General features: G+C 72.2%; 23 protein-coding genes. 13 read left to right on the top strand and 10 right to left on the bottom strand.

The window, feature by feature from the left end:
* Positions 1-48: 48 nt before the first annotated feature.
* The 4 genes from katG to IE237_RS24015 all read right to left on the bottom strand — a co-directional run bounded on the left by katG (position 49) and on the right by IE237_RS24015 (position 4,285).
* Positions 49-2,235, bottom strand: coding sequence for a catalase/peroxidase HPI (gene katG / locus IE237_RS24030; protein ID WP_189804171.1), 2,187 nt, complete (start codon positions 2,233-2,235; stop codon positions 49-51).
* Between the two features lie 190 nt (positions 2,236-2,425).
* Positions 2,426-2,851 (bottom strand): ATP-binding protein, encoded by a 426-nt coding sequence (locus tag IE237_RS24025; protein WP_229842854.1) that lies wholly within the window; start codon positions 2,849-2,851, stop codon positions 2,426-2,428.
* An 85-nt stretch (positions 2,852-2,936) separates the two neighbouring features.
* Positions 2,937-3,326, bottom strand: a complete 390-nt coding sequence (locus IE237_RS24020) for an STAS domain-containing protein (protein WP_189804276.1) — start codon at positions 3,324-3,326, stop codon at positions 2,937-2,939.
* A 5-nt stretch (positions 3,327-3,331) separates the two neighbouring features.
* Complete coding sequence (locus IE237_RS24015; protein WP_189804170.1) at positions 3,332-4,285, bottom strand: SigB/SigF/SigG family RNA polymerase sigma factor; 954 nt, start codon at positions 4,283-4,285, stop codon at positions 3,332-3,334.
* A 188-nt stretch (positions 4,286-4,473) separates the two neighbouring features.
* Between IE237_RS24015 and IE237_RS24010 the strand changes: the two genes are divergently transcribed.
* Positions 4,474-4,815 (top strand): DUF3040 domain-containing protein, encoded by a 342-nt coding sequence (locus IE237_RS24010; protein WP_189804169.1) that lies wholly within the window; start codon positions 4,474-4,476, stop codon positions 4,813-4,815.
* 131 nt (positions 4,816-4,946) lie between these two features.
* On the opposite strand, the gene IE237_RS24005 is transcribed toward IE237_RS24010, so the two are convergent.
* Entirely contained in the window at positions 4,947-5,102 is a 156-nt protein-coding gene (locus IE237_RS24005; RefSeq protein WP_189804168.1) for a hydrophobic protein, read from the bottom strand.
* 174 nt (positions 5,103-5,276) lie between these two features.
* On the opposite strand from IE237_RS24005, the gene IE237_RS24000 reads away from it, so the two are divergent.
* From IE237_RS24000 to IE237_RS23985, 4 genes are all read left to right on the top strand, one after another.
* Complete coding sequence (locus tag IE237_RS24000) at positions 5,277-5,861, top strand: type 1 glutamine amidotransferase domain-containing protein (RefSeq protein ID WP_229842853.1); 585 nt, start codon at positions 5,277-5,279, stop codon at positions 5,859-5,861.
* Positions 5,862-6,045: 184 nt separating this feature from the next.
* Positions 6,046-6,840: a polysaccharide deacetylase family protein gene (locus IE237_RS23995; protein ID WP_189804166.1), complete on the top strand. Its 795-nt coding sequence runs from the start codon at positions 6,046-6,048 to the stop codon at positions 6,838-6,840.
* 96 nt (positions 6,841-6,936) lie between these two features.
* A complete protein-coding gene (locus tag IE237_RS23990) occupies positions 6,937-9,114 on the top strand; it encodes a TerD family protein (protein ID WP_189804165.1) in 2,178 nt (725 codons plus the stop codon).
* 167 nt (positions 9,115-9,281) lie between these two features.
* A complete protein-coding gene (locus IE237_RS23985) occupies positions 9,282-9,587 on the top strand; it encodes a hypothetical protein (protein WP_189804164.1) in 306 nt (101 codons plus the stop codon).
* A 72-nt stretch (positions 9,588-9,659) separates the two neighbouring features.
* On the opposite strand, the gene IE237_RS23980 is transcribed toward IE237_RS23985, so the two are convergent.
* Positions 9,660-10,151 (bottom strand): carboxymuconolactone decarboxylase family protein, encoded by a 492-nt coding sequence (locus IE237_RS23980; protein ID WP_189804163.1) that lies wholly within the window; start codon positions 10,149-10,151, stop codon positions 9,660-9,662.
* A 117-nt stretch (positions 10,152-10,268) separates the two neighbouring features.
* Between IE237_RS23980 and IE237_RS23975 the strand changes: the two genes are divergently transcribed.
* The 5 genes from IE237_RS23975 to IE237_RS23955 all read left to right on the top strand — a co-directional run bounded on the left by IE237_RS23975 (position 10,269) and on the right by IE237_RS23955 (position 15,863).
* Positions 10,269-11,192: a pirin family protein gene (locus IE237_RS23975; RefSeq protein ID WP_189804162.1), complete on the top strand. Its 924-nt coding sequence runs from the start codon at positions 10,269-10,271 to the stop codon at positions 11,190-11,192.
* 50 nt (positions 11,193-11,242) lie between these two features.
* Entirely contained in the window at positions 11,243-11,590 is a 348-nt protein-coding gene (locus IE237_RS23970; RefSeq protein WP_189804161.1) for a GNAT family N-acetyltransferase, read from the top strand.
* 293 nt (positions 11,591-11,883) lie between these two features.
* On the top strand, positions 11,884-13,296 hold the full coding sequence (locus IE237_RS23965; protein ID WP_189804160.1) for a family 2B encapsulin nanocompartment shell protein: 1,413 nt from the start codon (positions 11,884-11,886) through the stop codon (positions 13,294-13,296).
* 99 nt (positions 13,297-13,395) lie between these two features.
* Positions 13,396-14,964 carry a family 2 encapsulin nanocompartment cargo protein terpene cyclase gene (locus IE237_RS23960; RefSeq protein ID WP_370468253.1) on the top strand — a complete coding sequence of 523 codons (1,569 nt, stop codon included), beginning with the start codon at positions 13,396-13,398 and terminating at the stop codon, positions 14,962-14,964.
* Positions 14,965-14,978: 14 nt separating this feature from the next.
* On the top strand, positions 14,979-15,863 hold the full coding sequence (locus IE237_RS23955; protein ID WP_189804159.1) for a geranyl diphosphate 2-C-methyltransferase: 885 nt from the start codon (positions 14,979-14,981) through the stop codon (positions 15,861-15,863).
* A gap of 57 nt (positions 15,864-15,920) precedes the next feature.
* On the opposite strand, the gene IE237_RS23950 is transcribed toward IE237_RS23955, so the two are convergent.
* On the bottom strand, positions 15,921-17,408 hold the full coding sequence (locus IE237_RS23950) for an MFS transporter (protein ID WP_189804158.1): 1,488 nt from the start codon (positions 17,406-17,408) through the stop codon (positions 15,921-15,923).
* A 156-nt stretch (positions 17,409-17,564) separates the two neighbouring features.
* Here IE237_RS23950 and IE237_RS23945 point away from each other — a divergent pair, with 156 nt between their 5' ends.
* Positions 17,565-18,005: a MarR family winged helix-turn-helix transcriptional regulator gene (locus IE237_RS23945; RefSeq protein WP_189804157.1), complete on the top strand. Its 441-nt coding sequence runs from the start codon at positions 17,565-17,567 to the stop codon at positions 18,003-18,005.
* A gap of 46 nt (positions 18,006-18,051) precedes the next feature.
* Here the strand turns inward: IE237_RS23945 and meaB are convergent, their stop codons facing one another.
* Genes meaB through IE237_RS23930 form a run of 3 tightly spaced genes read right to left on the bottom strand, consistent with a single transcriptional unit; the run spans position 18,052 to position 23,017 of the window.
* Positions 18,052-19,035, bottom strand: coding sequence for a methylmalonyl Co-A mutase-associated GTPase MeaB (gene meaB, locus IE237_RS23940; protein ID WP_189804156.1), 984 nt, complete (start codon positions 19,033-19,035; stop codon positions 18,052-18,054).
* Positions 19,032-21,206, bottom strand: a complete 2,175-nt coding sequence (scpA, locus tag IE237_RS23935; RefSeq protein WP_189804155.1) for a methylmalonyl-CoA mutase — start codon at positions 21,204-21,206, stop codon at positions 19,032-19,034. The genes meaB and scpA overlap by 4 nt, the downstream gene beginning before the upstream one ends.
* Positions 21,206-23,017 (bottom strand): methylmalonyl-CoA mutase family protein, encoded by a 1,812-nt coding sequence (locus tag IE237_RS23930; protein WP_189804154.1) that lies wholly within the window; start codon positions 23,015-23,017, stop codon positions 21,206-21,208. The genes scpA and IE237_RS23930 overlap by 1 nt, the downstream gene beginning before the upstream one ends.
* A 142-nt stretch (positions 23,018-23,159) precedes the next feature.
* On the opposite strand from IE237_RS23930, the gene IE237_RS23925 reads away from it, so the two are divergent.
* Complete coding sequence (locus IE237_RS23925; protein ID WP_189804153.1) at positions 23,160-23,867, top strand: DUF2470 domain-containing protein; 708 nt, start codon at positions 23,160-23,162, stop codon at positions 23,865-23,867.
* Positions 23,868-24,021: 154 nt separating this feature from the next.
* Positions 24,022-26,304, top strand: coding sequence for an MMPL family transporter (locus tag IE237_RS23920; RefSeq protein ID WP_189804152.1), 2,283 nt, complete (start codon positions 24,022-24,024; stop codon positions 26,302-26,304).
* Positions 26,305-26,317: the final 13 nt, after the last annotated feature.

Raw genomic sequence — 26,317 nt, 5'->3', positions numbered from 1 at the left:
GACGTCGCGGGAGGCCCGGCCGGCCGGGCCTCCCGCGACGGGCCGGACTCAGCGCAGGTCGAACCGGTCGAGGTTCATCACCTTGTCCCACGCGGCCACGAAGTCACGCGCGAACTTCTCACCCGCGTCGGCGGACGCGTACACCTCGGCGAGGGCCCGCAGCTGGGAGTGCGAGCCGAAGACGAGGTCGACCGGGGTGGCGGTCCACCGCACCTCGCCCGTCGCGCGGTCGCGGCCCTCGAAGACGTTCTCGTCGGACGTCGACGCCTTCCACTCCGTGCCCATGTCGAGGAGCTGGACGAAGAAGTCGTTGGTCAGCGACTCCGGCCGTGCGGTGAAGACCCCGTGCGGCGCCTTCCCGAACCCGGTGCCGAGCACCCGCATGCCGCCGACGAGCGCCGTCATCTCGGGCGCGGTCAGCGTCAGCAGGTTGGCGCGGTCGAGGAGCAGGGTCTCCGGCGACAGCTTCTCTCCCGCCCGGAGGTAGTTGCGGAACCCGTCCGCCCGCGGTTCGAGCACCGCGAACGACTCCACGTCGGTCTGCTCCTGCGAGGCGTCCGTGCGCCCCGGAGCGAACGGGACCGTGAGCTCGTACCCGGCGTTCTTCGCGGCCTTCTCGACGGCCGCGCACCCGCCGAGGACGATGAGGTCGGCGAGCGAGATCCTCGCCCCGCCGGCCGAGCCCTCGAAGTCCGCCCGGATCCCCTCCAGCGTCGCGACGGTCCGCGCCACCTCGGGCAGGTCGTTGACCTCCCAGTCCTTCTGCGGGGCGAGCCGGATCCGCGCCCCGTTGGCCCCGCCGCGCTTGTCGGTGCCGCGGAAGCTCGCGGCCGACGCCCAGGCGGTGGTGACCAGCTGGGAGAGGGAGAGCCCCGAGTCGAGGATCCTGGCCTTGAGGGCGGTGACGTCCGCCTCCCCGACCAGCGGGTGGTCGACCGCGGGGACGGGGTCCTGCCAGAGCTGCGGCTCGGGGATCCACGGGCCGAGGTAGCGGGAGAGGGGGCCCATGTCGCGGTGCAGCAGCTTGTACCAGGCCTTGGCGAACGCGTCCGCGAGCTGGTCCGGGTTCTCGTGGAAGCGCTTCGCGATCGGCGCGTAGACGGGGTCCAGCCGCAGCGAGAGGTCCGTCGTGAGCATCATCGGGGCGTGCCGCTTCGACGGATCGTGCGCGTCGGGCACCGTGTCCTTGGCCGACGCGTCCTTGGGGGTCCACTGCTGGGCGCCGGCGGGGCTCGTCGTCAGCTCCCACTCGTACCGGAACAGATGGTCGAGATAGCCGTTGTCCCACTTCGTGGGCTCGGTGGTCCACGCCCCTTCGAGCCCGCTGGTGATCGTGTCGGCGCCCTTGCCGCTGCCGTACGCGTTCCGCCAGCCGAGCGCCTGCTGCTCCATGGGGGCGGCCTCGGGCTCCGGGCCGACGTACTCCGGATCGACCGCGCCGTGGCACTTGCCGAAGGTGTGGCCGCCGACGATGAGCGCGACGGTCTCCTCGTCGTTCATCGCCATCCGCGCGAACGTCTCCCGGATGTCCCGTGCGGCGGCGAGCGGATCCGGGGTGCCGTTGGGGCCCTCCGGATTGACGTAGATCAGGCCCATCTGCACGGCCCCGAAGGGACCGGTGAGCTCCCTGTCGCCGCTGTAGCGCTCGTCCCCGAGCCAGGTGTCCTCGGCCCCCCAGAAGATCTCCTCGGGCTCCCAGATGTCGGGGCGCCCGAAGCCGAACCCGAACGTCCTGAACCCCATGGACTCCATGGCGCAGTTGCCGGCGAAGACCAGCAGATCGGCCCAGGAGATCTTCCGGCCGTACTTCTGCTTGACCGGCCACAGCAGCCGGCGCGCCTTGTCGAGGCTCGCGTTGTCCGGCCAGCTGTTGAGCGGGGCGAAGCGCTGGGCGCCCTGGCCGCCGCCGCCCCGGCCGTCCGCGATGCGGTACGTCCCCGCGGCGTGCCAGCTCATCCGGATGAAGAGGGGCCCGTAGTGGCCGTAGTCGGCGGGCCACCACTCCTGGGAGTTCGTCATCACCTCGATGACGTCCCGCTTGAGCGCGTCGACGTCGAGGCCGGCGAACTCCTCCGCGTAGTCGAAGTCCTCGCCCATCGGGTCGGACAGGGGCGAGTGCTGGTGGAGGACCTGGAGGTCCAGCTGGTTCGGCCACCAGTCCATGTTGGTCTTGGGCCGGGTCTCGGTGGGGGTGGGTGCGGGAATCGCCGGGTTCTCGCTGTCGCTGCCGGGCACGTGGGTCCTTCTTCCGCTCATCGTGACGGTTTCGGCGTCCGTCATGGTGGCGCACGGCGGACCGCGCGGCCGTGAGAACACGCAGATCCCCGCCAATGGACGGAAATGATCACAAAGAGTCACGCTCCGACCAGCCATTCAGGTCACTCGAACGGAGCACGTGGCCGGGGCGGCCGAACCCTTTCTCCGCTCACGGGCCGGGGCGGGGCGCGGGCCGGGCCGGCACCTCCACCTCGAACCAGACGGCCTTGCCGCCGCCCCGGGGAAGGCACCCCCAGGCGGCCGAGAGTCGCGCGAGGAGGTACAGGCCGTGACCGGAGGGGCGGTCCGCGTGGTGCCGGCCGTGGGGCCGGGGCCGTACCGCGCTCGTGTCGCTCACCTGCACCCACAGCCGGCCGTCGGTGCGGTCGAGCCGGAGTTCGTAGGGGACGCCACCGTGCGTGAGCGCGTTGGTGACGACCTCGGACACCAGCAGAAGCGCGTCCTCGGCGGCGACCTCTCCAGGATCGCCGGCGGGCCCGAACCACTCGCTCAGGGCCCGCCGCGTGTGCGCGCGGCACTCCCGCACCACCCCGTCGCCGGCCACCAGCTCGTACCGGCGCGTACGGTCGGTCATGGGCCGCATCCGCGGACTGGTCATGTGGTGCGGCTGCCCCGCCCCGGCCCGGCGAACCGCCCGGGGCGCCGGTTCCGGCGACCGGCTAGCGGTCGGGGGCGCCGAGCGCGGTGTCCGCGTCCTCGTACACCCGGAAGACCTGGAGCGCCCCGGTGACCTCGAAGATGCGGTCCACCGGCGGCCGCAGCCCGGCGAGGTCCACGCGCCCGCCCTCGGCGAGCAGCCGCAGCCGTGCCTTCAGGAGGACGTTCTGCCCGGTCGAGTCGCAGAACCGCAATCCCGAGCAGTCCACGACGACGCGGACGGCCCCGGAACTCTCCCCCAGCGCGTTCCGGAGGGGTTCGGCCGTGTCGTGGTCGAGCTCGCCGTCGAGCGTCAGGACGACGGTGCCGGGGCTCCGCTCGGGGCGGATCTCCACGCGGAGACGGTCCGCCCGTGGCGCCCTCGGTGTGCCCGTCCGGCCGCCGGCATCCATGGTGCTCACCCGTCCGGGCCGTCGCCCGTGGTGTCGTCCTGGAGGAGACCGTCCCTGAGTTCGCCGAGGATGTGCGTGAGCAGCCGTGAGACGTGCATCTGGGAGAGGCCGATCCGTTCGCCTATGTCCGCCTGCGTGAGCTCCTCGCCGAAGCGGAGCTCCAGGATGCGCCGGTCACGGTCGTCGAGCCGGGCGAGCAGGGGCCGCAGTGCCGTCAGCGACTCGATCAGTTCGTACGAGGGCTCCGCGTCCGCCAGGTGGCGGGCACCGACGCCGGGGGCGGGGTCCTCGTCGTCGGCGGGCACGTCCAGGGACCGGGCCGCGTAGCCGTGGGCGGCGAGCTGGCCCTCGGCGACCTCCTCCTCCGTGAGGTGCAGCTCCGCGGCCAGCTCCGCCCGGCTGGGCCGGCGTCCGAGGTCCTGCTCCAGGAAATCGGCCGCCTTCGCGAGGTCGATACGGAGCTCCTGCAGCCGGCGGGGAACGCGTACGGCCCAGCTGGTGTCCCGGAAGAAGCGCTTCATCTCACCGACGATCGTCGGGAGGGCGAAGGCGGAGAAGTCGACGGCGCGGTCGGGGTCGAAGCGGTTGATCGCCTTGATCAGGCCGATCGTGCCGACCTGGACGATGTCCTCGGCGGGCTCGGCGCGGTTCCTGAACCTCCGGGCCGCGAACTTGACGAGGCTGAGGTTGAGCTCCACCAGCGTGTTGCGGACGTACGCGTACTCCGGGGTCCCCTCCTCCAGCGCCCGCAGCCGTGCGAACAGCGCCACGGACAGGGTCCGGGCGTCGTCCGTGGAGGCGGCGGTCGGCCGGGCCGGCACGGGAAGCCCGTCCAGCGCCCTGCTGCGCGTCGCGGCCCCGGAGGCACCCGTGCCCGCCACGGTGGCGGTCCCGGGGCGCGGGCAGGCGGCGGCGGTGGTGGTCGGTGAGGGGTCGGGGCGGTTTCCGGCGGTGGGCATGAGAGCTCCTTCGACGGTCGCGAGGAGCCTGCGTCACGGCTGAAGGGGCGGCGGCGCGGTCCGTCGGTCGAACGTCGTACTGAAGTGAGGATGCCCGTTATGGAGTAATTTGACACGATTGGTGGGCGAACCCGCAGGGATGCGACGCGCTCGCGTCGGTCCGTGGTGATCGGGAGGAGGTGTCCGCGATGGACGAAGCCCGGCTCTCGGCGCACGAACGGCGCGTTCTGGCGGAGATCGAGGAAGAACTGGACCGGGACGCGTCGCTCGCGCGCCGGCTGCGCACGATGCGACCGGACCCGCATCGGTTCGCGCCCCCGGTCTCCGGAGCCCGCCGTCGCCTTCCCGCGCTCGGTGTCGCCGTCCTCGGCGCCACGACGCTCGCCCTGCTCGTCCTCGCGGTCGTCACCGAGGCGCCGGGGCTGATCTGGGCGTTCGGCATCGTGTGGGTGCTGACCCTCGTCGGCATGCTGCTCCTGGTCGTCCGTCGGCTGCGGCGCCGGGCGGAGGCATCACGGACGGACGAGTGAGGCACCGGGCGCCGGCCCGGATCCATACGCCGGACATGCCGGAACGCGGTTCCCGGGAACCCCGCACCGCCGCCCCGGACAGCGTCCGGGGCGGCGGTGCGGCGCTCTGACGGGCCGGGCTGCGGCCCGGCTCACCACCGGTACCAGCGGCTGCTGCCGCTCCGCATCAGGAAGCCGAGCAGCCACAGCACGAGAACGGCTATGGCGACGTACCAGAGCACTTCGACGGCGAATCCCGCGCCGAACAGCACCAGAATCACGAGGAGTACGAGGAGAAGGGGAACCATGGCTGCACCTCCGCTGCCTGCGGGGCCCGGCCGGTCGGTTGTCGGCACGGGAACTCGGTACCAGCGCGGTTGCCCCCTTCCCCGGAGAACATGCGCGGGATACGAGGTTTGCGGCGCGCGTATGGGGTGAGGCGCACAGGTGACGGGGGCCGCGACACCGAGAGGAAGCGCATCGTGTCACCCGGCGGAAGGCTCGACGGGCGGAGCGTCCTCGTCCTCACGACGAACTACGGCACGGAGCAGGACGAGCTGCGGAAGCCGGTGGCCGCCCTGCGCGAGAACGGGGCCCGGGTCACGATCGCCGCGCAGAAGGACGAGGCCGTGCACACCCTCGTCTCCGACCGCCGTCCCGGCGCCGTCGTCCAGCCCGGCACGACCCTCGCGAAGGCGACCGCGGACGGGTACGACGCCGTGATCGTGCCGGGCGGCACCGTGAACGCCGACCGGCTACGGACCGACACCGACGCGCGACGCCTCGTGTCGGCCTTCGCCGCGGCCGGCAAACCGGTCGCCGCGATCTGCCACGGACCGTGGCTCCTCGTCGACAGCGGGCTCGCCAGGGACCGCGAGCTGACCTCGTACCCGTCGATCCGTCCCGACCTGGAGAACGCCGGAGGCACCTGGCTGGACCGGGAGGTCGTCGTCGACACCTCCGGCGGCCACCTCCTGATCACCTCCCGCAGGCCGCGCGACCTCGACGCCTTCGCCGCGGCCATCGTCCGCGCCCTCGGCGCCGGCGCCGGCGGGAACCGGGAGTGAGGGGGAGGGGCGTTCGCTCCGTACCGGCGCCGCCCGCCGGGAGCTGAGCCGGAGTCAGCGGGTGGCGGCCCGCGCGGCCGTCCGTGCGTTCCGGCAGTTGGTCGGGATTCGGTGAAACCTTGCAGCTCCTCGTACCGTCCTCTCACCAGGGAGATGGTCGGAACATACGGGGAGTGGGGATTCCATGGGGCAGGGCAAGTACACCGCGCACATAGCCGTGGTCGCTTCGGCGGTCGGACTGAGCCTGGCGGTGTGGGGTGCCGCGGCGCTGATGGACAGTGAGGCCGCGGCGAAGATGGGGGACGCGCCGAGTTCGCAGGCGCCGGACGGAAAGCCCCAGGCGCCGGCCAAGGTACCGCCGCGGAAGGTGCCCGAGAGCATCGCGCACGCCGCCGAGGCGGGCGGCACGGCGGTGAACATCACCATCGACGACGGGCCCGACCCGCGATGGACGCCGCAGATGCTCGACATCCTCAAGCAGAACGGCGTCAAGGCCGTGTTCTGCATGATCGGGCCGCAGGCCGAGCAGCACCCCGACCTCGTGAAGCGGGTCGTCGCGGAGGGGCACCGGCTCTGCGACCACACCATGACCCACGACACCACGATGGACAAGAAGTCCGTCGCGTACCAGAAGAGCCAGATCCTCGACGCGAAGAGGCTGATCGAGAAGGCCGCCGGGGGAGCGAAGGTCGAGTACTACCGGGCTCCGGGCGGCGCCTTCACCCCGGACAGCCGCAAGATCGCCGCCGCCGCGGGGATGCGGCCCCTCGGCTGGAACGTGGACACGAAGGACTTCGAGCAGCCGGGCACGGCCGCCATCGTCGACACCGTCAAGAACGAGCTGTCCAACGGGCCCACGATCCTCTTCCACGACGGCGGCGGCGACCGCAGCCAGAGCGTCGAGGCCCTGCGGCAGGTGCTGCCGTGGCTCAAGGAGAACGGACACGCCTTCAGCTTCCCGGTCATCACGGCCCCCTGAGCGCAGTCCCCCGGTTCCCCGTGACGTCCGACCGCCCGCCCCCCCCGGCCCGAAATCCGCATGCACCGGGCCGTGCGGGGCTGACAGCATGCCGGAATGGTCCACGCTCTCGAACGTCTGGTCGTCCGGCACACCCACCGTCTTCCCCTCCCGGCGGCCTCCGCCGCCGAGGGGAGCGGAGACGCCGCGGCGCGGCGGTTCGACGCCGCCCTGATGTCGGTCGGGTTCAAGCTGTCGGCCGGGCTGCTCGAAGAGCTCTCCCGGCTGCCGGAGGAGACGGTCCTCGCCGTCGCCGCCCGCACCCTCGACACCGTCCGCGAGACGGTCGGCGACCACGTCCGGCACAACGTCTACTTCATCGACTTCCCGGCCAACGTGCCCGACACGGTCGACTTCTGGACGCGCTGCGTCGCCGAGGCCCTCGACGACGCCACCGCGCGCCCCGGCGTCCTCGAGCGGCTGCGCGCCGGCGTGCTCGACCTCCTCTCCCTCCCCTCGTACGGCACCTACCGCCACACGTACGAGGAGATGCTCGCCGCGCAGGACGGACTGATCGCCGCGGCCGGTGACCGCGTGACGGTCCTGCACCCCGGCGGCACCCTCGACGAGGAGACCGCCGCCCTCTATCTGTCCCTGGCCGGAAGCACCACCCCGCTCGGCGACGAGCACCTGCGCGACCTGGCCCTGCTCGCCGCCCACCGGGCCGACGGGCCGCAGCCGGAGGCGATCCCGGTCCGGGAGAACCGCGCCGTCGTCAACCGGGCCCGGCTCGACGCCGGGGCGGACCTCCTCCTGGACACGGTCACCGACGTCCTGCGCCTGGCCTGCGCCCTCTCCGACGGCGACGTCACCCTGCGCGAGCCGACCCGGTTCCGCGCGCTGTCCCGGCCCGTCCGCCGCGCGCTGCTCGGCGGCCTCGACGCCGTCGTCGCCGAAGCCCCCGCGAAGCTCGCCGACGTCGCCGCGCACCGCGAGGCGTGGAAGCGGCTCGGCGAGCGGCTGCACCCGCACGAGTACCCGCGGTGGCCGCACGCCGCCGAGGTGTTCGCCGTCGCCCGGGGCGAGCGGAAGGCCCCCTCCTTCGACAGCCGCGTCGAGGAACTCCTCGGCCGGGACGACGTCGTCGGGGCCGCCGGACTCCTGACGTCGGCCCCCGGCAGGCTGCTGCGCGCCCTGGACCGGCTCCTGTGCGCGGCGGACGGGCCGAAGGAACTCGATGCCGTCCTGGCCGCGTTCGAGCGCGCCGTCCCCCAGGTCTCCGGCCGCGTGCTCCTCTCCCTGCGCGAGCACGTCCAGAACCGCACGGGGGAGCCGGGGGACCGGCGGGTGTTCGTCAACCGGTTCGGCGCCGCCTGGGTCACCGCCGACACCCGGCCGCCGCTGCCGCCCGCCGTGCGCGAGCGGCTGTGCGCCGTCCTCGACGCCGAGACGGGGCGCCGGCTCCCCGCCCCGGGACACCTCCTCGTGGACCCCGCCGTCCTGGACGTGGCGCTCCCGCTCAGCGGCCGGGCGACCGCGGCGGGGCTCGGAGTCCTGCCGCGCGGCTCCGTCTCGCCCGTCGACGGCGAGCTGCTGCGCTTCTTCACCTACTGGAAGCAGACCTCCCGCTCCACCGACTACGACCTGTCGGCACTGGTCCTCGACGCCGACTACGCGACGGTCACCTGGCTCTCGTACACGGCCCTCACCTCCGTCGAGGGCCGGCACTCCGGCGACATCACCGACGCGCCCGACGGCGCCTCGGAATTCATCGACCTGCGCCTCGGCGCGGTCCGCGGCAGCTACATCGTGCCGCAGGTGAACCTCTACTCCGGCGAGGACTTCGAGGAGGTCGAGGAGTCGTTCTTCGGCTTCATGCTGCGCGAGGCCGAGCAGCGGGGCCGCCCCTTCGAGCCGCGCACGGTCCGGATGAAGTCCGACCTGCGCGGGCCCGGCAGGGTCGCGCTGCCGCTCGCGTTCGAGCGCGGCGAGGACGGCGGCTGGCGCGCGCGGTGGCTGCACCTGTACCTGAGGGGGAACCCGTCCGAGAACCAGGTCGAGGAGAACCAGGTGTCGGTCGCGGTCCTGCTCCGCGGCCTGCTCGCCCGCACCCCGCTGACGGTCCGCCACCTCGTCGACCTGATGGCCTCCGACGCCACCACGACGACCTGGTGGGACGGCTCGACACCGCCGGACGGACCCGTCACGTACATCGGTCTGGAACGGCCCGCCGACCTGCCGCCGGGCTCGCGCGTCCTCACGCCCGAAAATCTGCGCGACCTGATCCCCGCCTGAATGCTACGGTCGTCCCGGGCGAGGCCATGGAGAGGCTTCCTTCTCAAAACCCCTTGAAAATAGTCTCTTCGCTCTCCTCGCCCCTCAGCCCGGTCGCGGGACCCCCGTTCGGACGGTGAGAGCGGGGGCGGCCCGTGTCCCACGGCAGGCGGGCCCGTTGTGAGGGTGTGACCTCAACACGACGCATCTCCTCGATCCTCGCCGTCGCCGCCGCCTTCTCGTGCCTCGGCGCGTCCGCGGCCTCCGCCGCGGACGCCGCCGACGCCACCGGACCGCTCGGCCCCAAGGTGAACCCCGTCAGCGAGCTCGACGCCCTCACCATGACCGGCATCCCCGAGGAGTCCCGCGGGCAGTTCCCCGGCATCGCCGGCCAGCTGAACGGTCTGAGCCGGGTGAACGAGCTGGGGCAGCTGCGCCAGCTGACCGACCTGGCGGCGCCGGCCACCGGGGTGCTCCCGGAGATCTCCACCTGACCGACCCGACAACCCCGACGCGAAGGTCCGGTGCCCCGGCGGCACCGGACCTTCGCCGTGTCCGGCGCCGGCTCAGAGGACGGGGGCCGCTTCCCGTACGGGGTGCTTGCTCAGGATCGAGACCCGGTTGAAGGCGTTGATCGTGATCGCCACCCAGACGACCGCCGAGATCTCGTCGTCGGTCAGGGAGCCGCGCGCGGCCTCGTAGGCACGCTCCTGCGCGAGGGCGTCGGCGGGGGCGGTGGTGGCCTCCGCGAGGGCCAGGGCGGCGCGCTCCCGCGCCGTGAAGAGCCCGGTGTCGCGCCAGGCGGCGAGCACGCCCAGGCGGCGGGTCGTCTCCCCGGCGCGCAGAGCGGCCCTGGTGTGCACGTCGAGGCAGTACGCGCAGCCGTTGATCTGGGACACACGGAGGTTGACGAGCTCCACCAGGAGGCGGTCGAGCCCCGCCTCGGCGGCCGTCGCGCGCACCGCGTCGGCCGTCTGGACCAGCGCGTGATAGGCCTTGGGGCTCTGCTTGTCGACGTAGACCCGTCCGTTCGCCGGGGCTCCTGCCGTGTCGCTCACCGTGCGCTCCTTCCCGAGGCCCGTGACCTCGTCCGCCGACCGTGCGTGTCACCGTCGCAGGGGCTATCATCGTCCATGATTGTTGAAAATGGAACTATTTTCATGGAGGGGTCGGCGATGAGCGTCACGGAGATCGAGGTACTGACCGCGCGGGACGTCCCGCTGGGCGGGCCGAGGGCGATGACCGTACGGCGCACGCTCCCGCAGCGGGCCCGGACGCTGATCGGGGCCTGGTGCTTCGCCGACCACTACGGCCCCGACGACGTCGCCGAGTCCGGCGGCATGGACGTCGCGCCGCACCCGCACATCGGACTGCAGACCGTGAGCTGGCTGTTCAGCGGCGAGATCGAGCACCGCGACAGCCTGGGCAGCCACGCGTACGTACGCCCCGGCGAGCTCAACCTCATGACGGGCGGCCACGGCATCAGCCACACCGAGGTCTCCACCGCCCGCACGACCGTCCTGCACGGCGTGCAGCTGTGGGTGGCCCTTCCCGGGGAACACCGTGACACGGCCCGGGACTTCCAGCACTACGCCCCCGGTACCGTCCGCGTCGACGGCGCGGACGTCAGGGTGTTCCTCGGCTCCCTCGCCGGCTCCACCTCCCCGGTCCGGACCTTCACGCCGCTCCTCGGCGCCGAGCTCCTCGTCGACCCGGGCGCGACCGTCACCCTCCGGACGGACCCCGCCTTCGAACACGGCCTGCTCGTCGACACGGGGGAGCTCCGCCTGGCCGGCACGCTCCTGCGCCCCGCCGAGCTGGGCTACGCCGGCACCGGGGCCGAGACGCTGACCCTGACGAACGAGTCGGACGCCCCCGCCCGCGCGGTCCTCCTCGGCGGAACCCCGTTCGAGGAGGAGATCGTCATGTGGTGGAACTTCATCGGCCGCAGCCACGAGGAGATCGCCGAGGCCCGCGAGGAATGGGAGAAGGCCTCCGACCGCTTCGGCTCGGTCGAGGGCTACCCCGGCGACCGCCTCCCCGCCCCCGTCCTGCCCAACGCCCGGATCGCTCCCCGCAGGAACCCCGCACACCGCTGACGCCCGGCGTACTCCGTGCACGACCTCCTCTCACACGAAAGGCACTCCCCATGACCGAGCAGACCACCGCCCCCGCCCCCGTCGTCCGGCGGGTGGACTCCCGGCACCGGTACGAGATCCTCGTCGACGGCGAGCGCGCGGGCCTGACCGCCTACCGAGACCGGGACGACCGGCGCGTCTTCTTCCACACCGAGGTCGACGAGGCCTACGCGGGCCAGGGCCTGGCCGCGATACTCGTCGAAGCGGCCCTCACCGACGTCCGCGCCTCCGGGATGCGCATCGTCCCCGTCTGCCCCTACGTCGCGAAGTTCCTCAAGAAGCACGAGGAGTTCGCCGACATCACCGACCCGGTGACCCCCGAGGTGCGCCAGTGGCTGGACGGACAGCTGGGGCGCTGACGGCCGGTCGGTGCGACGCGCGCGCGGAGGCGGAAGCGTCCCCGTCGCGCGTCGTTGGCCGGCACCCGATCGGTTGGCCGGAACACACCGATCGCCTGGATAAACATCGTTTCGAGCAAGATCACTGCATGGAGGTAATGCCCTCGGACTCTTCGAGCGAGGCGGGCGCGACGGCCGTTAGTGTTCCCCGGGATCTGGACGGATTCCCGGATCTTCGCCCCCTTCATCTTCTTTCATCGGTTTTCGGCGTGCCTGTGCGCCGATAGCCGCCTTTGCGAAAGAGAGCTCGCTCGATGACCGTTGACGACCGCCCGGACGTACAGCTGGACCCGCCCCGGCAGTCCAGTCTGAGCACCGCGGCCGCCCGCAACCTCGCCACCACCACCAAGTCCGCCCCGCAGATGCAGGAGATCAGCTCCCGCTGGCTGCTGCGGATGCTCCCCTGGGTGGAGACCAAGGGCGGCGCCTACCGGGTCAACCGCCGGCTGAGCTACACCGTCGGCGACGGACGCATCGAGTTCGTCCAGGACGGCTCCCGCGTCCGTGTCATCCCCCGCGAACTCGGCGAACTGGCCCTGCTGCGCGGCTTCGAGGACGACGGCGTGCTGAACGCGCTCGCCGACCGGTGCGTCCAGCGCGACTTCCGGGCCGGCGAGGTGCTCGTGCAGCGCGGCGCGCCCGCCGAGCAGATCCACCTCATCGCCCACGGCCGCGTCAGCCAGACCTCCCTCGGCAAGTACGGCGACGAGGTGGCCGTCGCCGTGCTCGCCGACGGCGACCGCTTCGGCGAGAACGCCCTGCTGGACGGCGACGCCGGCTGGGACTACACCGCGACCGCCGAGACCGCGGGCACCCTGCTCACCCTCTCCCGCGCCGACTTCGCGAACATCCTCGCCTCGGCGCCGAGCCTCCGGGCCCACATCCAGGACTTCAGCTCGCTGCCCCTCCAGCGGCAGAACAAGCACGGCGAGGCCGAGATCGCCATGTCGGCCGGCCACAAGGGCGAGGCCGCGATCCCCGGCGCCTTCGTCGACTACGAGCTCAAGCCGCGCGAGTACGAACTCTCCGTCGCACAGACCGTCCTGAAGGTCCACACCAGGGTCGCCGACCTCTACAACGGGCCGATGAACCAGACGGAGGAGCAGCTCAGGCTCACCATCGAGGCGCTGCGCGAGCGCCAGGAGTACGAGCTGATCAACAACCCGGAGTTCGGGCTGCTCCCCAACGCCGACTTCAAGCAGCGGATCCAGCCGCACTCCGGCCCGCCCACCCCGGACGACCTCGACGAGCTGCTCTGCCGCCGCCGCAGCACCAAGCTCTTCCTCGCCCACCCCAGGACGATCGCCGCCATCGGGCGCGAATGGAACAGGGCCGGGCTCTACCCCGACACCGTCGAGCTCGACGGTCACCGGGTCCCGGCCTGGCGCGGGGTCCCGATCCTGCCCTGCAACAAGATCCCCATCAGCAAGGAGAACACCAGCTCGATCCTCGCCATGCGTCTCGGCGAGGACAACCAGGGTGTCATCGGTCTGCGCCAGACCGGTCTCCCGGAGGAGTACGAGCCGGGCCTGTCGGTGCGGTTCATGGGCATCAGCGAGCAGGCGATCATGTCGTACCTCGTCACGACGTACTACTCCGCCGCCGTCCTGGTCCCGAACGCGCTCGGCGTCCTGGAGAACGTGCAGATCGCGCGCCGTCGCGACTAGGGCTTCCCCCACCGCAGGCCACCACCACCCGGACCATCCGGGCCGGGCCGGCATGCCCGGAATCCGGGACGGCCCACCCACCTCTCCAAGGAGTCACGGATGCCCGATCCCGGGCCTTCCCCTCTGCAGTCCAGCCTGCCCGGCGCCGCGGCCTCTTTCGCCGCCCGCGTCCTCGCCGACGCCGCGGCCCACGGCCACGCCGTCCCCCAGGGCCTCGCCGAAGCGCGGACCGTCCCGGCCGAGACGGGCCCGGAAGCCCCGACCGGGGCCCCTGCCGGTCTCCCTTCCGGACCACCCGCCGGTCTCCTGGCGGGCCCTGCCGCCGGTCTCCCGTCCGGTCCTGCCGCCGGGATCTCCTCCGGAGCCTCCGCCGGCATGCCCACCGTTCCCGTACGCGTCCCCGCAGGGCCTTCCGCCGGGCTTCCGGTGGACGTTCCCGCCGGAGCCGGAGCCGGAGCCGGAGCCGGAGCCGGAGCCGGAGCCGGAGCCGGAGCCGGAGGGGCCGTCGGCGTCCTCGCCGAGGCCCTCGCCGGGAGCTCCGGAGCGGCCTCCGCCGTGCCCCGGCGGATCGCGCCCGATCCCGGGTGGGTTCCGCGGGGGCCCCAGGGGCTGGGGACGGCGGGGCTGTCGTTGGCCCCCCGCGCGGAAGCCCCGGCACTCCGGGCGGAGCCACTAGCGGCGCAGGCGGACGCCCTGATCATCCCGGGCCTCTACTGGCACCCCGTGCCGGAGCCCGACCCGGTGCGGGTCGAGGAGGTCGGTCTCCGGATCAAGTCCTGGGCGCTCGACGAGGTCCAGCTCTATCCCGAGGACTGGGAGGGCGACTTCGACGGGTTCCAGGTCGGGCGCTACATGGTGGCCTGTCACCCGGACGCCCCGACCATCGACCACCTCATGGTCGCCACCCGGCTGATGGTCGCCGAGAACGCGGTCGACGACTGCTACTGCGAGGACCTGGGAGGCTCGCCCGTCGGTCTGGGCGGACGGCTCCTCCTCGCGCACACCGCCCTCGACCCGCTGTACTCGACGGCCGAGTACCAGCCCGCGTGGGCGGAGTCGCTCCACGCGGACGCGCCGCGCCGCGCCTACCGCTCGGCCATGGAGTACCTCGTCCGCCAGGCGACCCCCTCCCAGGCCGACCGGTTCCGGCACGACATGGCCCGGCTGCACCTGGGCTACCTCGCCGAGGCCGCGTGGGACGAGACGAACCACGTGCCGGAGGTGTGGGAGTACCTCGCCATGCGGCAGTTCAACAACTTCCGCCCCTGCCCCACCATCACCGACACCGTCGGCGGTTACGAGCTCCCCGCCGACCTGCACGCCCAGCCGGGCATGCAGCGGGTCCTGGCGCTGGCGGGCAACGCCAGCACGATCGTCAACGACCTGTACTCGTACACCAAGGAACTCGCGAGCCCCGGCCGGCACATGAACCTGCCCGTGGTGCTCGCGGACCGGGAGTCCCTCTCGGAGAAGGACGCGTACCTGAAGGCGGTCGAGGTCCACAACGACCTCATGCGGGACTTCGAGGCCGCGTCCGCCGAACTGGCCGCCGCCTGCCCTGTCCCCAGCGTGCTCCGCTTCCTCCGGGGAGTGGCCGTGTGGGTGGACGGCAACCACTACTGGCATCAGACCAACACGTATCGCTACAGCCTGCCCGATTTCTGGTAAGAACGGATTCATCAGTGACCAACACCGAGCTCCCCACCGTCAACGGCACGTCCGTGTTCGTCCCCAGCCCGGCGACGCCGTACCAGGGAGACATCGCCCGCTACTGGAACGCCGAGGCCAGGCCCGTGAACCTGCGCCTCGGTGACGTCGACGGGCTGTACCACCACCACTACGGCATCGGCGCCGTCGACCACGCCGCCCTCGGGGACGTCGAGGACAGCGAGTACGAGAAGAAGCTGATCACCGAGCTGCACCGGCTGGAGTCGGCGCAGGCCGAGGTCCTCCTGGACCACCTCGGCGCCATCGGCCGCGAGGACACCCTCGTCGACGCCGGCTGCGGCCGCGGCGGTTCGAGCGTCATGGCCCACCAGCGCTTCGGCTGCAAGGTCGAGGGCGTCACCCTCTCCTCCACGCAGGCCGAGTTCGGCAACCGGCGCGCCAAGGAGCTGGGCATCGACGACCACGTGCACGCCCAGGTCTGCAACATGCTCGACACCCCCTTCGAGAAGGGCAGCATCGCCGGCTCGTGGAACAACGAGTCGAGCATGTACGTCGACCTGGACGACCTGTTCGCCGAGCACGCCCGGTTCCTCAAGGTCGGTGGCCGCTACGTGACCATCACCGGCTGCTGGAACCCGAAGTACGGCCAGCCCTCGAAGTGGGTCTCGCAGATCAACGCGCACTTCGAGTGCAACATCCACTCCCGCCGTGAGTACCTGCGCGCGATGGCCGACAACCGCCTCGTCCCGCAGGCGGTCGTCGACCTGACGCCGGACACCCTGCCCTACTGGGAGCTGCGGGCCACGTCCTCGCTGGTCACCGGCATCGAGGAGGCGTTCATCGAGTCGTACAGGGACGGCTCCTTCCAGTACGTCCTGATCGCGGCCGACCGCGTCTGACGTACCACCCGCGCCGTCGAGGGACGGGCCCGCCTTCCGGCGGACCCGTCCCTCGTGTCATGCGGCCGGGGCGGTCTCCTTCTCGGCGACCGGCGCGCTCACCCGCTCGGTGCGGGGCGCCTGGCCGGTCCGCAGGCCGAGGCGGGCGATGACCGCGACCAGGGCGAAGGCGGCGGCGCCGATCCAGAAGGTGAGGGTGAAGCCGGACTCGGCGGGCAGCGCCGGGACGCCGGCGGGCAGGTGCTCGATCGTCTGCGAGGCGAGGATCGTGGTGACCACGGCGCTGCCGATCGCGCTGCCGGTGGAGCGGGAGATGGAGTTGATGCCGTTGGCGATGCCGCTCTGGTGGTGCGGGACGCTCGCCATGATGACGGCGGGCATGGCCGCGTATCCGAAGCTCACGGCCGCGCCGACGATCACGCCGGCGCCGATCACCGAGGCGGTGTGGCCGTGGTCGAGGGCGAGCCAGCCGAAGCCCACGGCGCCGAGGGCGGCGGCGAGGGTCAGGGCCGTGCGCGGGCCGCGGTGGCGGACGATCCGGCCGCCGATCGGCGAGGCGAGCAGGGAGACGATCGCGCCGGGCAGCAGGAACTCCACGGAGGCGCGCAGGATGGAGGCGCCGAAACCGTAGCCGGTGAGAGCCTCGGGCATCTGGACGAGGTACGAGACGCCGAGGAAGTTCGCGAACATGCCGAAGCCGACGAGGACGCCGGCCAGGTTCGCCATGAGCACCGGCCGGTGCACGAACATCCGCATGTCGACGAGGGGCTCGCGGACCTTGAGCTCGGTGAGGACCCAGACGACGGTCATGACGGCCGCGGCCGCGAAGCTGCCGAGGGTGCGGCCGGAGGTCCAGCCCCACTCGTGGCCCTGCGAGATGGGCAGCAGGAGCAGCAGCAGGGTGGCGCCGAGGGTGAGCGCGCCGAGGAAGTCGGTGCGGCCGCCGGTCTTGTGGCGGGTCGCGGGGACCAGGAACACGACGGCGAGCAGGGCGATCGCGGCGAAGCCCGTGGCCATCCAGAAGGCGCTGCGGTAGTCGGCGTCGGAGCCGGAGGTGAGCAGGCCGGTGGCGACGAGCGCGAGGCCGCTGCCGAAGGCGAGGGTGCCGCTGACGAGGGACATCGCGCCGGGCAGCTTCTGCGGGCGGACCTCCTCGCGCAGGACGGACAGGGCGAGCGGGAAGATCGCGGTGGCGGCGCCCTGGAGGACGCGGCCCAGGATCAGCAGGGGGAGGGAGGTCGCCAGGGCCGCGACGACGGAGCCGGCGACCATGACGCCGAGGACGGCGACCAGGGTGGGCTTCTTGCCGTGCTGGTCGCCGAAGCGGCCGAGCAGCGGGGTGAAGACGGCGGCGGAGAGCAGGGTGGCGGTGGTCACCCAGCTGACGTTCGCGGCCGAGGTGCCGAGGTCCGCGCGGATGAGGCCGAGGATCGGGACCGGCAGGGTCTGCATCATCGACACGACCATGGCGGCGAGGCTCAGCGCGAAGACGACGAGGGTCTCGCGCCGGGGATCGGCGGCGGGCTGGGTGGTCTCGTGACTCATGTGTGGGGGACCTTCTCGGTGCTTCAGATCGTCGATGTTTGATGTCATCAAGTAATAGGACGAAGGTAGGGCCCGATGCTTGAGGAGGTCAAGTAAATGCTTGAGGTCCTTAAGTAAACAATTGATAATGTCAAGGATCCTGAGTAGGCTCGCAGCATGAGCGCGACGACCCCCGAGACGCCCACCAAGCTCCAGCTGCTGGAGCTCCTCGCCGCCATCGGCACGGCCCAGTGGCGCGACTTCGCCGCGGCCGCCGCCCACCACGGGCTGACGTCCACGCAGGCCAAGGTCCTCGCCCAGCTGAACGGCCCGCTGCCCATGCGCGCCCTCGCCACCCTGCTGGTCTGCGACGCGTCGAACGTCACCGGGATCATCGACCGCCTGGAGGGACGCGGTCTCGTGCGCCGCGAGCCCGACGCCTCCGACCGGCGCGTCAAGAACGTCGTGGCGACCGACGAGGGCCGGGAGATCATCCGGCGGGTCCGCGAGGAGATGCAGGCGACCCACGGCGCCCTCGACACCCTGGGCGCCGAGGACAGCGCGACCCTCTACGCCCTGCTCGCCCGGCTGCGCCCGGGCATGGAGAAGGACGCCTGAGCCCGGGGGATCGTCCCCCCGGGCCCGGCGTCCCGGACCCGCTGTCTCAGTCCCCGCGCTCCCCGAAGGTCCTGAGGATCTCCTCGGCGGCCAGCGTCGCCGTCAGCTCGCCGTCCCTGACCCGCCGCTCCAGGGAGGGCGTGACGTCCTGGACCGCCGGGTCGGCGCTCAGCCGCCGGAGCAGCTCGTCGCGGACCATCGTCCAGGTCCAGTCGACCTGCTGGTCCTGGCGCTTGGCGGTGAGGCGGCCGGTCGAGTCGAGCAGCGCGCGGTGCTGCCGCAGCCGCTCCCAGACCTCGTCGAGGCCCGCCGACTCCCGTGCGCTGCAGCTGAGGACCGGCGGGGTCCAGACCGCGTCGGCGCCGTGCATCAGGCGCAGCGCGCCCGCCAGTTCACGGGCGGCGGCACGGGCGTCGCGCTCGTGCGGGCCGTCCGCCTTGTTCACGGCGACCACGTCGGCCAGCTCCAGGACGCCCTTCTTGATGCCCTGGAGCTGATCTCCCGTGCGGGCCAGGGTGAGCAGCAGGAACGAGTCGACCATGTTCGCGACGGCGGTCTCGGACTGGCCGACGCCCACCGTCTCCACGAGCACCACGTCGTACCCCGCGGCCTCCATCACGACCATCGACTCGCGGGTCGCCTTCGCGACCCCGCCGAGCGTGCCGGCGCTGGGGGAGGGGCGGACGAAGGCCGCCGGATCGACGGCGAGCCGCTCCATCCGCGTCTTGTCGCCGAGGATCGAGCCGCCCGTGCGGGTCGAGGACGGGTCGACGGCGAGCACCGCGACCCGGTGGCCGAGCCCGGTCAGCATGGTCCCGAACGCGTCGATGAAGGTCGACTTGCCGACGCCGGGCACCCCGCTGATCCCGATCCGCACGGCCTTGCCGCTGTGCGGCAGGAGCTCCGTGAGGAGCTCCTGCGCGAGGGCACGGTGCTGGGGGCGGGTCGACTCGACGAGGGTGATCGCGCGGGCGATCACCGCCCGCTTCCCGTCGAGCACGCCCTTCACATACGTGTCGAGACCGATCACAGGCCGTGTCCGAGGTCGGCCGAGAGCCGGCTCACCAGGTCGTGGGCCGCGTCCGGGATCACCGTCCCCGGCGGGAACACGGCCGCCGCACCCATCTCCAGGAGCGTCGCCACGTCCTGCGGGGGGATGACGCCGCCGACCACGATCATGATGTCCTCGCGGCCCTCCGCCGCCAGCTCCTCGCGGAGCGCCGGCACGAGGGTGAGGTGACCCGCGGCCAGCGAGGAGACCCCGACGATGTGCACGTCCGCCTCGACGGCCTGGCGGGCCACCTCGGCCGGGGTCTGGAACAGCGGGCCGACGTCCACGTCGAAGCCCAGGTCGGCGAAGGCGGTGGCGATGACCTTCTGGCCGCGGTCGTGCCCGTCCTGGCCCATCTTGGCGACCAGGATGCGCGGCCGGCGTCCCTCGGCCTCGCCGAAGGCGTCGACCAGGGCCCGGGTGCGCTCCACGGAGGGGGAAGCGCCTGCTTCGTTGCGGTACACACCGGAGATCGTACGGATCTGGCCGGCGTGCCGTCCGTAGACCTTCTCCAGGGCGTCGGAGATCTCGCCGACCGTCGCCATCGCGCGGGCCGCGTTCACCGCGAGTTCGAGCAGGTTGCCGTCGCCTCCGGCCGCCCGGGTGAGCGCGTCGAGCGCGTCCTGGCAGGCCCGCTCGTCGCGCTCCTCGCGCAGCCGCTTCAGCTTGGCGATCTGCTGGGCGCGGACGGAGGAGTTGTCGACCTTGAGGACGTCGATCTGCTCGTCGGACGCGACCCGGTACTTGTTGACGCCGATCACCGGCTGCCGTCCGGAGTCGATCCGGGCCTGGGTTCGGGCCGCGGCCTCCTCCACGCGCAGCTTGGGGATGCCCGCGTCGATGGCCTTGGCCATGCCGCCGGCCTGCTCGACCTCCTGGATGTGCTGCCAGGCGCGACGGGCCAGGTCGTAGGTGAGCTTCTCGACGTACGCGCTGCCGCCCCAGGGGTCGATGGACCGGCAGGTGCCCGACTCCTGCTGGAGGAGCAGCTGGGTGTTGCGGGCGATGCGGGCGGAGAAGTCGGTGGGCAGCGCGAGCGCCTCGTCGAGGGCGTTCGTGTGCAGCGACTGGGTGTGGCCCTGGGTCGCGGCCATCGCCTCGACGCACGTCCGCGTCACGTTGTTGAAGACGTCCTGCGCGGTCAGCGACCAGCCGGAGGTCTGCGAGTGGGTCCGCAGGGACAGCGACTTGGTGTTCTGCGGGTCGAACTGCTTGACCAGCTTCGCCCAGAGCAGCCGGGCGGCGCGCAGCTTGGCGATCTCCATGAAGAAGTTCATGCCGATCGCCCAGAAGAACGACAGGCGCGGCGCGAACGCGTCCACGTCGAGCCCGGCCTCGCGGCCCGCGCGGATGTACTCCACGCCGTCCGCGAGCGTGTAGGCCAGCTCCAGGTCGGCCGTCGCGCCCGCCTCCTGGATGTGGTACCCGGAGATGGAGATGGAGTTGTAGCGCGGCATCCGCTGCGAGGTGTACGCGAAGATGTCGGAGATGATCCGCATCGACGGCCCGGGCGGATAGATGTACGTGTTGCGGACCATGAACTCCTTGAGGATGTCGTTCTGGATGGTCCCGGCCAGCTTCTCGGGCGGTACGCCCTGCTCCTCGGCGGCCACGATGTACAGCGCGAGGACCGGCAGCACGGCGCCGTTCATCGTCATCGACACCGTCATCTTGTCCAGCGGGATGCCGTCGAACAGCTGCCGCATGTCGTAGATCGAGTCGATGGCCACGCCGGCCATGCCGACGTCACCGGTGACGCGCGGGTGGTCGCTGTCGTAGCCGCGGTGGGTCGGCAGGTCGAAGGCGACCGACAGGCCCTTCTGGCCGGCGGCGAGGTTGCGCCGGTAGAAGGCGTTCGACTCCTCGGCCGTGGAGAAACCCGCGTACTGACGGATCGTCCAGGGCTGGTTGACGTACATCGTCGGGTACGGGCCGCGCAGGTACGGGGCCATGCCCGGGCGGGTGTCCAGGAAGTCCAGGCCCTCCAGGTCCTGCCCGGTGTAGAGCGGCTTGACGCCGATGCCCTCCGGGGTCTCCCAGAGCAGGTCGTCACCGCCCGCCGCCTTCTTCACGGCCGAGCGCCACTCGTCGGGCCCGCCGGCGGCGGCCTGTGCCCCGAGCTCGATCCCGGAGAAATCGGGGATGGACATCAGGACACTCCCATGCGGTCGAGGGCGGTGGAGAGCAGGGCGACGGCGTCGCAGCCGGCGAAGACGTACGAGTCGACTCCGGCGTACGACGCGGGGCGCCCGGCGAGGAGGACGTGCTCGGCTCCCGACGCGCGCAGCTCCCCGGCGGTGGCCTCGGCCTTCTCCTCGTACACAGCGTCGCTGGAGCAGAGGCAGGCCTCGCGGGCGCCGCTCTCCTCGAACGTGCCCTCGGTGACGGCCTCGATGCCGCCCGCCTGGAAGAGGTTGGCGGCGAAGGTCAGCCGGGCCGAGTGCGCGGCCGCCGGGCCGAGCGCGGCCAGGTAGACGCGGGGCCGGGCGCCGGTCGCCGCGAGGTGCGCGTCGGAGCGGGCGCGCAGCTCCTCGTACGCCTCGTCGCGCCGGACGCGGGGGAGGCCCCCGGACAGCGGCTCGGGCGCGGGCGCCCGGTCGACGGGCTTCTCGCCGAGGTGCGGGAACTCGCTGACGCCGGTGATCGGTTCGCGGCGGGTGGCGAGCTTCCTGCTGCGTGCGGCCCAGGTCTCGGCGAGCCGCTCGCCGATCGTGCCGGAGCGCAGCGCGGCCTCCTGGCCGCCCTCCCGCTCGATGCTCTGGAAGAAGTCCCAGGCGGCGTGCGCGAGTTCGTCGGTGAGGCGCTCCACGTACCAGGACCCGCCGGCCGGGTCGATGACCCGGGAGAGGTGGGACTCCTCGATGAGGACGGTGGAGGTGTTGCGGGCGATCCGGCGGGCGAAGGCGTCCGGCAGGCCCAGCGCGTCGTCGAAGGGGAGCACGGTGACGCTGTCGGCGCCGCCCACGCCGGCGGCGAGGGTCGCGATGGTGGTGCGCAGCATGTTCACCCACGGGTCGCGGCGCGTCATCATCACCGGCGAGGTCACCGCGTGCTGGCGCTGCGCGCCCGCCTCGGGGGCGCCGCAGGCCTCGGCGACGCGCGCCCAGAGGCGGCGCGCGGCGCGCAGCTTGGCGATCGTCAGGAACTGGTCGGCGGTGGCCGCGTAGCGGAACTCCAGCTGTCCGCAGGCCTCCGCGACGCTCAGTCCGGCCTCGGTCAGACCCCGCAGGTACGCGACGCCGGTCGCCAGCGAGCAGCCGAGCTCCTGCGCGGCCGAGCCGCCGGCCTCGTGGTACGGCAGGGCGTCCACGGTCAGGGCCCGCAGCCCCGGGTACGTGTCGGCGCAGCGGCGCGCGAGGCCGGCGACGGACGCGAGGGAGTAGGACGCGCTGCCGGTGCGGGCCTCGTGGCCCAGGGGGTCCGCGCCCAGGTTGCCCCGGGCCGCCTCCGGGGCGACGCCCCGCTCCTCGTACAGCCGGAAGAGCCGCTCGGCGGCCGCCTCCGTCTCGTCGCCCGCGTCGAGGACGACGGGCGCGAGATCGAGGTAGACGCCGTCGAGGACGGCGCCGAGCGAGGAGACCGGGATGCCGGTGCCGCCGACGCCGAGCCACAGGGAGGTGACGCCGTTCTCCAGGTCGGCGAGGACGGCCTCGCCGTCGGCCGTCAGGTGGCGCTGGCGCACGTCCCAGCCGCCGGTGGTGTTGCCCTCGGCCCGCCCGCCGCGCACGAAGGGCGCGAAACCGGGGAGGCCGGGGTCGGGCGCGGTGTCGCGCGCGGTGTACAGCGGGCGGGTGTCGAGGCCGTCCTCAAGGAGGGTGGACAGGGCGTCCTCGGCTTCGGGGCCGGAGACCTCCTTGCCCGACTTGCGCAGGACACCCGCCACGAGGTGTTGCCACTGCTCATGTGGCGCGTCTGGGAATTCGGACGCCAGGGAGAGCCCGTCGTCAGGCAGGACCGTCATGGCTCGGATGCTAGGGGAGATCGACAAAGGATCAGGAGGGCGTACGACTGTGACCTTCTTCTCTTCGGGGCGATGCATTAGGTTAGGCTTGCCTAAGTTCAGCGTCAGGGTGGCCTCGTCACCTCAGCCAGGGAGAACACGCATGCGTCCCTTCAGTGCCCACGCCGCGCGGCCCACGCCCGCCGAGCGCGTCCGGTCGATCCTGACCGCCGCCCACTCGATGACCGTCGTCACCGACGGACTGCACCAGGAGGTCCACCGCCTCGACGGCACCGGACCGATGGGACACATCCACCTCCACGACCCCTCCGAGGACTGCCCCGCCGGACGGACCGCGCGCATCCCCGTCCGCCTGGAGCTCACCGACATCGCCCCCACCCCCGTCCGCCGGCGCCTGCGCGCCCGCGTCACCCTGACGGGACTCCTCTCCGCCCCGTACACCACGGAGACCACCACGAGCACCTGCGTGGAGTTCGGCCAGGCCCTCCTGGAGGACCACGAGGGACGCACCTTCGTCACGCTCGACGAGATCAGGGCCACCGACCCCGACCCGATGGCCACCTCCGAGGCGAACATGCTCACCCACCTCGTCGACCGCCACGCCGAACTCGTCCCCCTGCTCCTCCGCCTCGTCCGGCCCCGCCCCGAACGGGACACCGTCCGCGTCCTGCCCCTCGCCCTGGACCGGTACGGCCTCACCCTGCGCCTCGAACACCGCACCGGCCACGACCGGGACGCCCGACTGCCGTTCCCCACCCCCCTCACGGACATGGACCAGGCCGCACCCCGCATCCACGCCCTCATCACCGCCGCACGCCGCGCCTCCCACACCGACCACCTGCTGACCTGAGCCGGCGCCCGCCGCCCGCGGCGCCTCCCCGCCGGGACACGGGCGGCCGAGATGCCGGAGCCTCGCGGCAGGCGCACCATGGACGGCGTAGGCCCGCGCGCGATGCGGGTGCCGGAACCGCTCGGGGACTTCCCTATCCGGACACGGCCACGCCATGAACGCAGGAAGCCCGGCCAAGGGCCGGCCAGCACCCTCCAGAGGCGCCCTCTACCGCATCGGTCACTGGTGCGCCCGCCACTTCCTCATCGTCATCGCCCTCTGGCTGGCGGCCGTCGCGGGACTGCAGGTCCTCGACCGGGCCGTCGGCGGCGAGTACGAGGACGACTTCGCCCTCCCCGGAGTGCAGTCGGCCGAAGGACTCGACGTCCTCAAGGCACACGATCCCGCGGCCGGCGGATACAGCGCGCAGATCGTCCTCAACGACACGTCCAAACCCCTCACCCAGGAGGCGTCCGCGGTCAACTCCGCCGTCGCCGCCCTGGCGAAGCTCCCGGACGTCATCGGCGCGCAGAACCCCCTCCCGCCGCCCGGGACCACCCCGCCCCCGCTCCCGGCCGGCACGCCCAACGTGGGCCCGCTCTCCACCGACGGCAGGACCGGCTACATCACCGTCCGCTTCAGCGTGGCGCCTTCCACCCTGGGCACCGACTACCTGAACGGCGTCGACGCGGCCGTCCAGCCCCTCAGGGACGCCGGCGTCGACGTCGAGTACGGCGGTTCGCTCGGCGAACTCGCCCGCCCCACGGCCGATGACCGCACCAGCGAGGCCATCGGCTTCGCCGTCGCGATCGTCGTCCTCCTCATCGGCTTCGGCAGCGTGATCGGCGCCGTCATGCCGCTGATCACCGCACTGCTCGGAGCGGTCTGCGGGCTGGCCCTGCTCGGCCTGATGGCGGCGGCGTTCACCTTCGGGACCGTCTCGCCCACCCTGGCCACCATGATCGGCCTGGGCGTCGGCATCGACTACGCGCTGTTCCTCATCACCCGCCACCGCCAGAACCTCATGAACGGCCACGATCCCGCCGACGCGGCCGCCCTCGCGACCACCACCAGCGGCCGCGCCGTCCTCGTCTCCGGCTGCACCGTCATCATCGCCCTGTCCGGCCTCTGGGTCTCCGGCGTCACCTTCATCGGCAAACTCGGCCTCGCGGCCGCCTTCACGGTCGTCACCGCCGTCATCGCCGCACTCACCCTCGTCCCGGCCATGCTCGGACTCGTCGGCAGGAACATCGACCGCTACCACGTCCGCAAGCCCGTCGCGGAGACCGACGCCGAGCCCGGAGCGACCGCGCACGGCACCTGGCACCGCTACGCGCAACGGGTCGAGAAGCGCCCCTGGTGGTTCCTGACCGGCGGCGTCCTCGTCCTGCTGGTGCTGGCGTTCCCCCTGCTCTTCATCCAGCTCGGCCACATCGGCGACGGCGCCGACCCCGAATCGTTCACCGACCGGCGGGCCTACGACCTGATCTCCACGTCCTTCGGCCCCGGCGCCAACGGGCCGCTCACGGTGGTCGTCGACCAGTCGGCCGTGCCGTCCGCCGACCGGGCCGACCTCGCCACCAAGCTCAAGGACGCGCTGACCGGCGTCCCGGACGCCGCCTACATCACCCCGCTCCAGACCACCTCCGACGGGGACGTCCTCGTCGGCACCGCCTACTCCGTGGCCTCCCCGCAGGACGAGAAGACCACCGAACTGACCAACCACCTGGTCGACGACGTCCTCCCGCAGGCGGTGACCGGCACCGACGCGCAGACCTACGTCACCGGGAACACGGCCGCCCAGGTCGACTTCCTGGACATCGTCTCCAGCCGTCTGCCACTGATCATCGCCGTCGTGGTGGGGCTCGCCTTCCTCGTCATCCTCATCGTCTTCCGCGGCGTCCTGGTCGCGGTGAAGGCGGCCGTGCTCAACGTGCTCTCCATCGCCGCCTCGTACGGCGTCGTCGTGGCCGTGTTCCAGTGGGGCTGGGGAGGACCCGCCCTCGGAGTCAACGGCAAGGTGCCCATCGAGAGCTACGTCCCGATGATGATGTTCGCCATCGTCTTCGGCCTGAGCATGGACTACGAGATCTTCCTCCTGTCCCGCGTCCGCGAGGCCTGGCTGCGCACGGGCGACGCGAAGGCCAGCGTGGCCCACGCCCTGGAGATCACCGCCCGGGTCATCACCTGCGCCGCCCTGATCATGGTCAGCGTCTTCGCGGCCTTCATCGTCTCGGACAACGTCGTCATCAAGATGCTCGGCCTGGGCCTCGCCGTCAGCGTCCTCATCGACGCCACCGTGGTGCGCCTGCTCCTCGTGCCCGCCGTGATGACCCTCCTCGGCAGCCACGCCTGGTGGTGCCCCGCCTGGCTGGACCGGATCCTGCCGCACCTGGACACCGAGGGCGAAGAGGCGCTCCAGGCCGAGGAGGAGACCCAGAGCGCCGGAAAGACGTAGAGCCCGTCCTTCG

It is taken from the genome of Streptomyces tanashiensis, from assembly GCF_014648895.1.
Taxonomy (GTDB): Bacteria; Actinomycetota; Actinomycetes; order Streptomycetales; family Streptomycetaceae; genus Streptomyces; species Streptomyces tanashiensis.
Note: the sequence above shows the minus strand (reverse complement) of the source record. Positions and strands in the feature narration are given on the sequence as shown.

Bases quoted from the DNA above. Each gene is read 5' to 3' on its own strand.
- IE237_RS24025 (WP_229842854.1), bottom strand. From the start codon at position 2,851: ATGACCGACCGTACGCGCCGGTACGAGCTGGTGGCCGGCGACGGGGTG.
- IE237_RS24020 (WP_189804276.1), bottom strand. From the start codon at position 3,326: ATGGATGCCGGCGGCCGGACGGGCACACCGAGGGCGCCACGGGCGGAC.
- IE237_RS24015 (WP_189804170.1), bottom strand. From the start codon at position 4,285: ATGCCCACCGCCGGAAACCGCCCCGACCCCTCACCGACCACCACCGCC.
- IE237_RS24010 (WP_189804169.1), top strand. From the start codon at position 4,474: ATGGACGAAGCCCGGCTCTCGGCGCACGAACGGCGCGTTCTGGCGGAG.
- IE237_RS24005 (WP_189804168.1), bottom strand. From the start codon at position 5,102: ATGGTTCCCCTTCTCCTCGTACTCCTCGTGATTCTGGTGCTGTTCGGC.
- IE237_RS23995 (WP_189804166.1), top strand. From the start codon at position 6,046: ATGGGGCAGGGCAAGTACACCGCGCACATAGCCGTGGTCGCTTCGGCG.
- IE237_RS23990 (WP_189804165.1), top strand. From the start codon at position 6,937: ATGGTCCACGCTCTCGAACGTCTGGTCGTCCGGCACACCCACCGTCTT.
- IE237_RS23975 (WP_189804162.1), top strand. From the start codon at position 10,269: ATGAGCGTCACGGAGATCGAGGTACTGACCGCGCGGGACGTCCCGCTG.
- IE237_RS23970 (WP_189804161.1), top strand. From the start codon at position 11,243: ATGACCGAGCAGACCACCGCCCCCGCCCCCGTCGTCCGGCGGGTGGAC.
- IE237_RS23965 (WP_189804160.1), top strand. From the start codon at position 11,884: ATGACCGTTGACGACCGCCCGGACGTACAGCTGGACCCGCCCCGGCAG.
- IE237_RS23960 (WP_370468253.1), top strand. From the start codon at position 13,396: ATGCCCGATCCCGGGCCTTCCCCTCTGCAGTCCAGCCTGCCCGGCGCC.
- IE237_RS23950 (WP_189804158.1), bottom strand. From the start codon at position 17,408: ATGAGTCACGAGACCACCCAGCCCGCCGCCGATCCCCGGCGCGAGACC.
- IE237_RS23945 (WP_189804157.1), top strand. From the start codon at position 17,565: ATGAGCGCGACGACCCCCGAGACGCCCACCAAGCTCCAGCTGCTGGAG.
- scpA (WP_189804155.1), bottom strand. From the start codon at position 21,206: ATGTCCATCCCCGATTTCTCCGGGATCGAGCTCGGGGCACAGGCCGCC.
- IE237_RS23930 (WP_189804154.1), bottom strand. From the start codon at position 23,017: ATGACGGTCCTGCCTGACGACGGGCTCTCCCTGGCGTCCGAATTCCCA.
- IE237_RS23925 (WP_189804153.1), top strand. From the start codon at position 23,160: ATGCGTCCCTTCAGTGCCCACGCCGCGCGGCCCACGCCCGCCGAGCGC.
- IE237_RS23920 (WP_189804152.1), top strand. From the start codon at position 24,022: ATGAACGCAGGAAGCCCGGCCAAGGGCCGGCCAGCACCCTCCAGAGGC.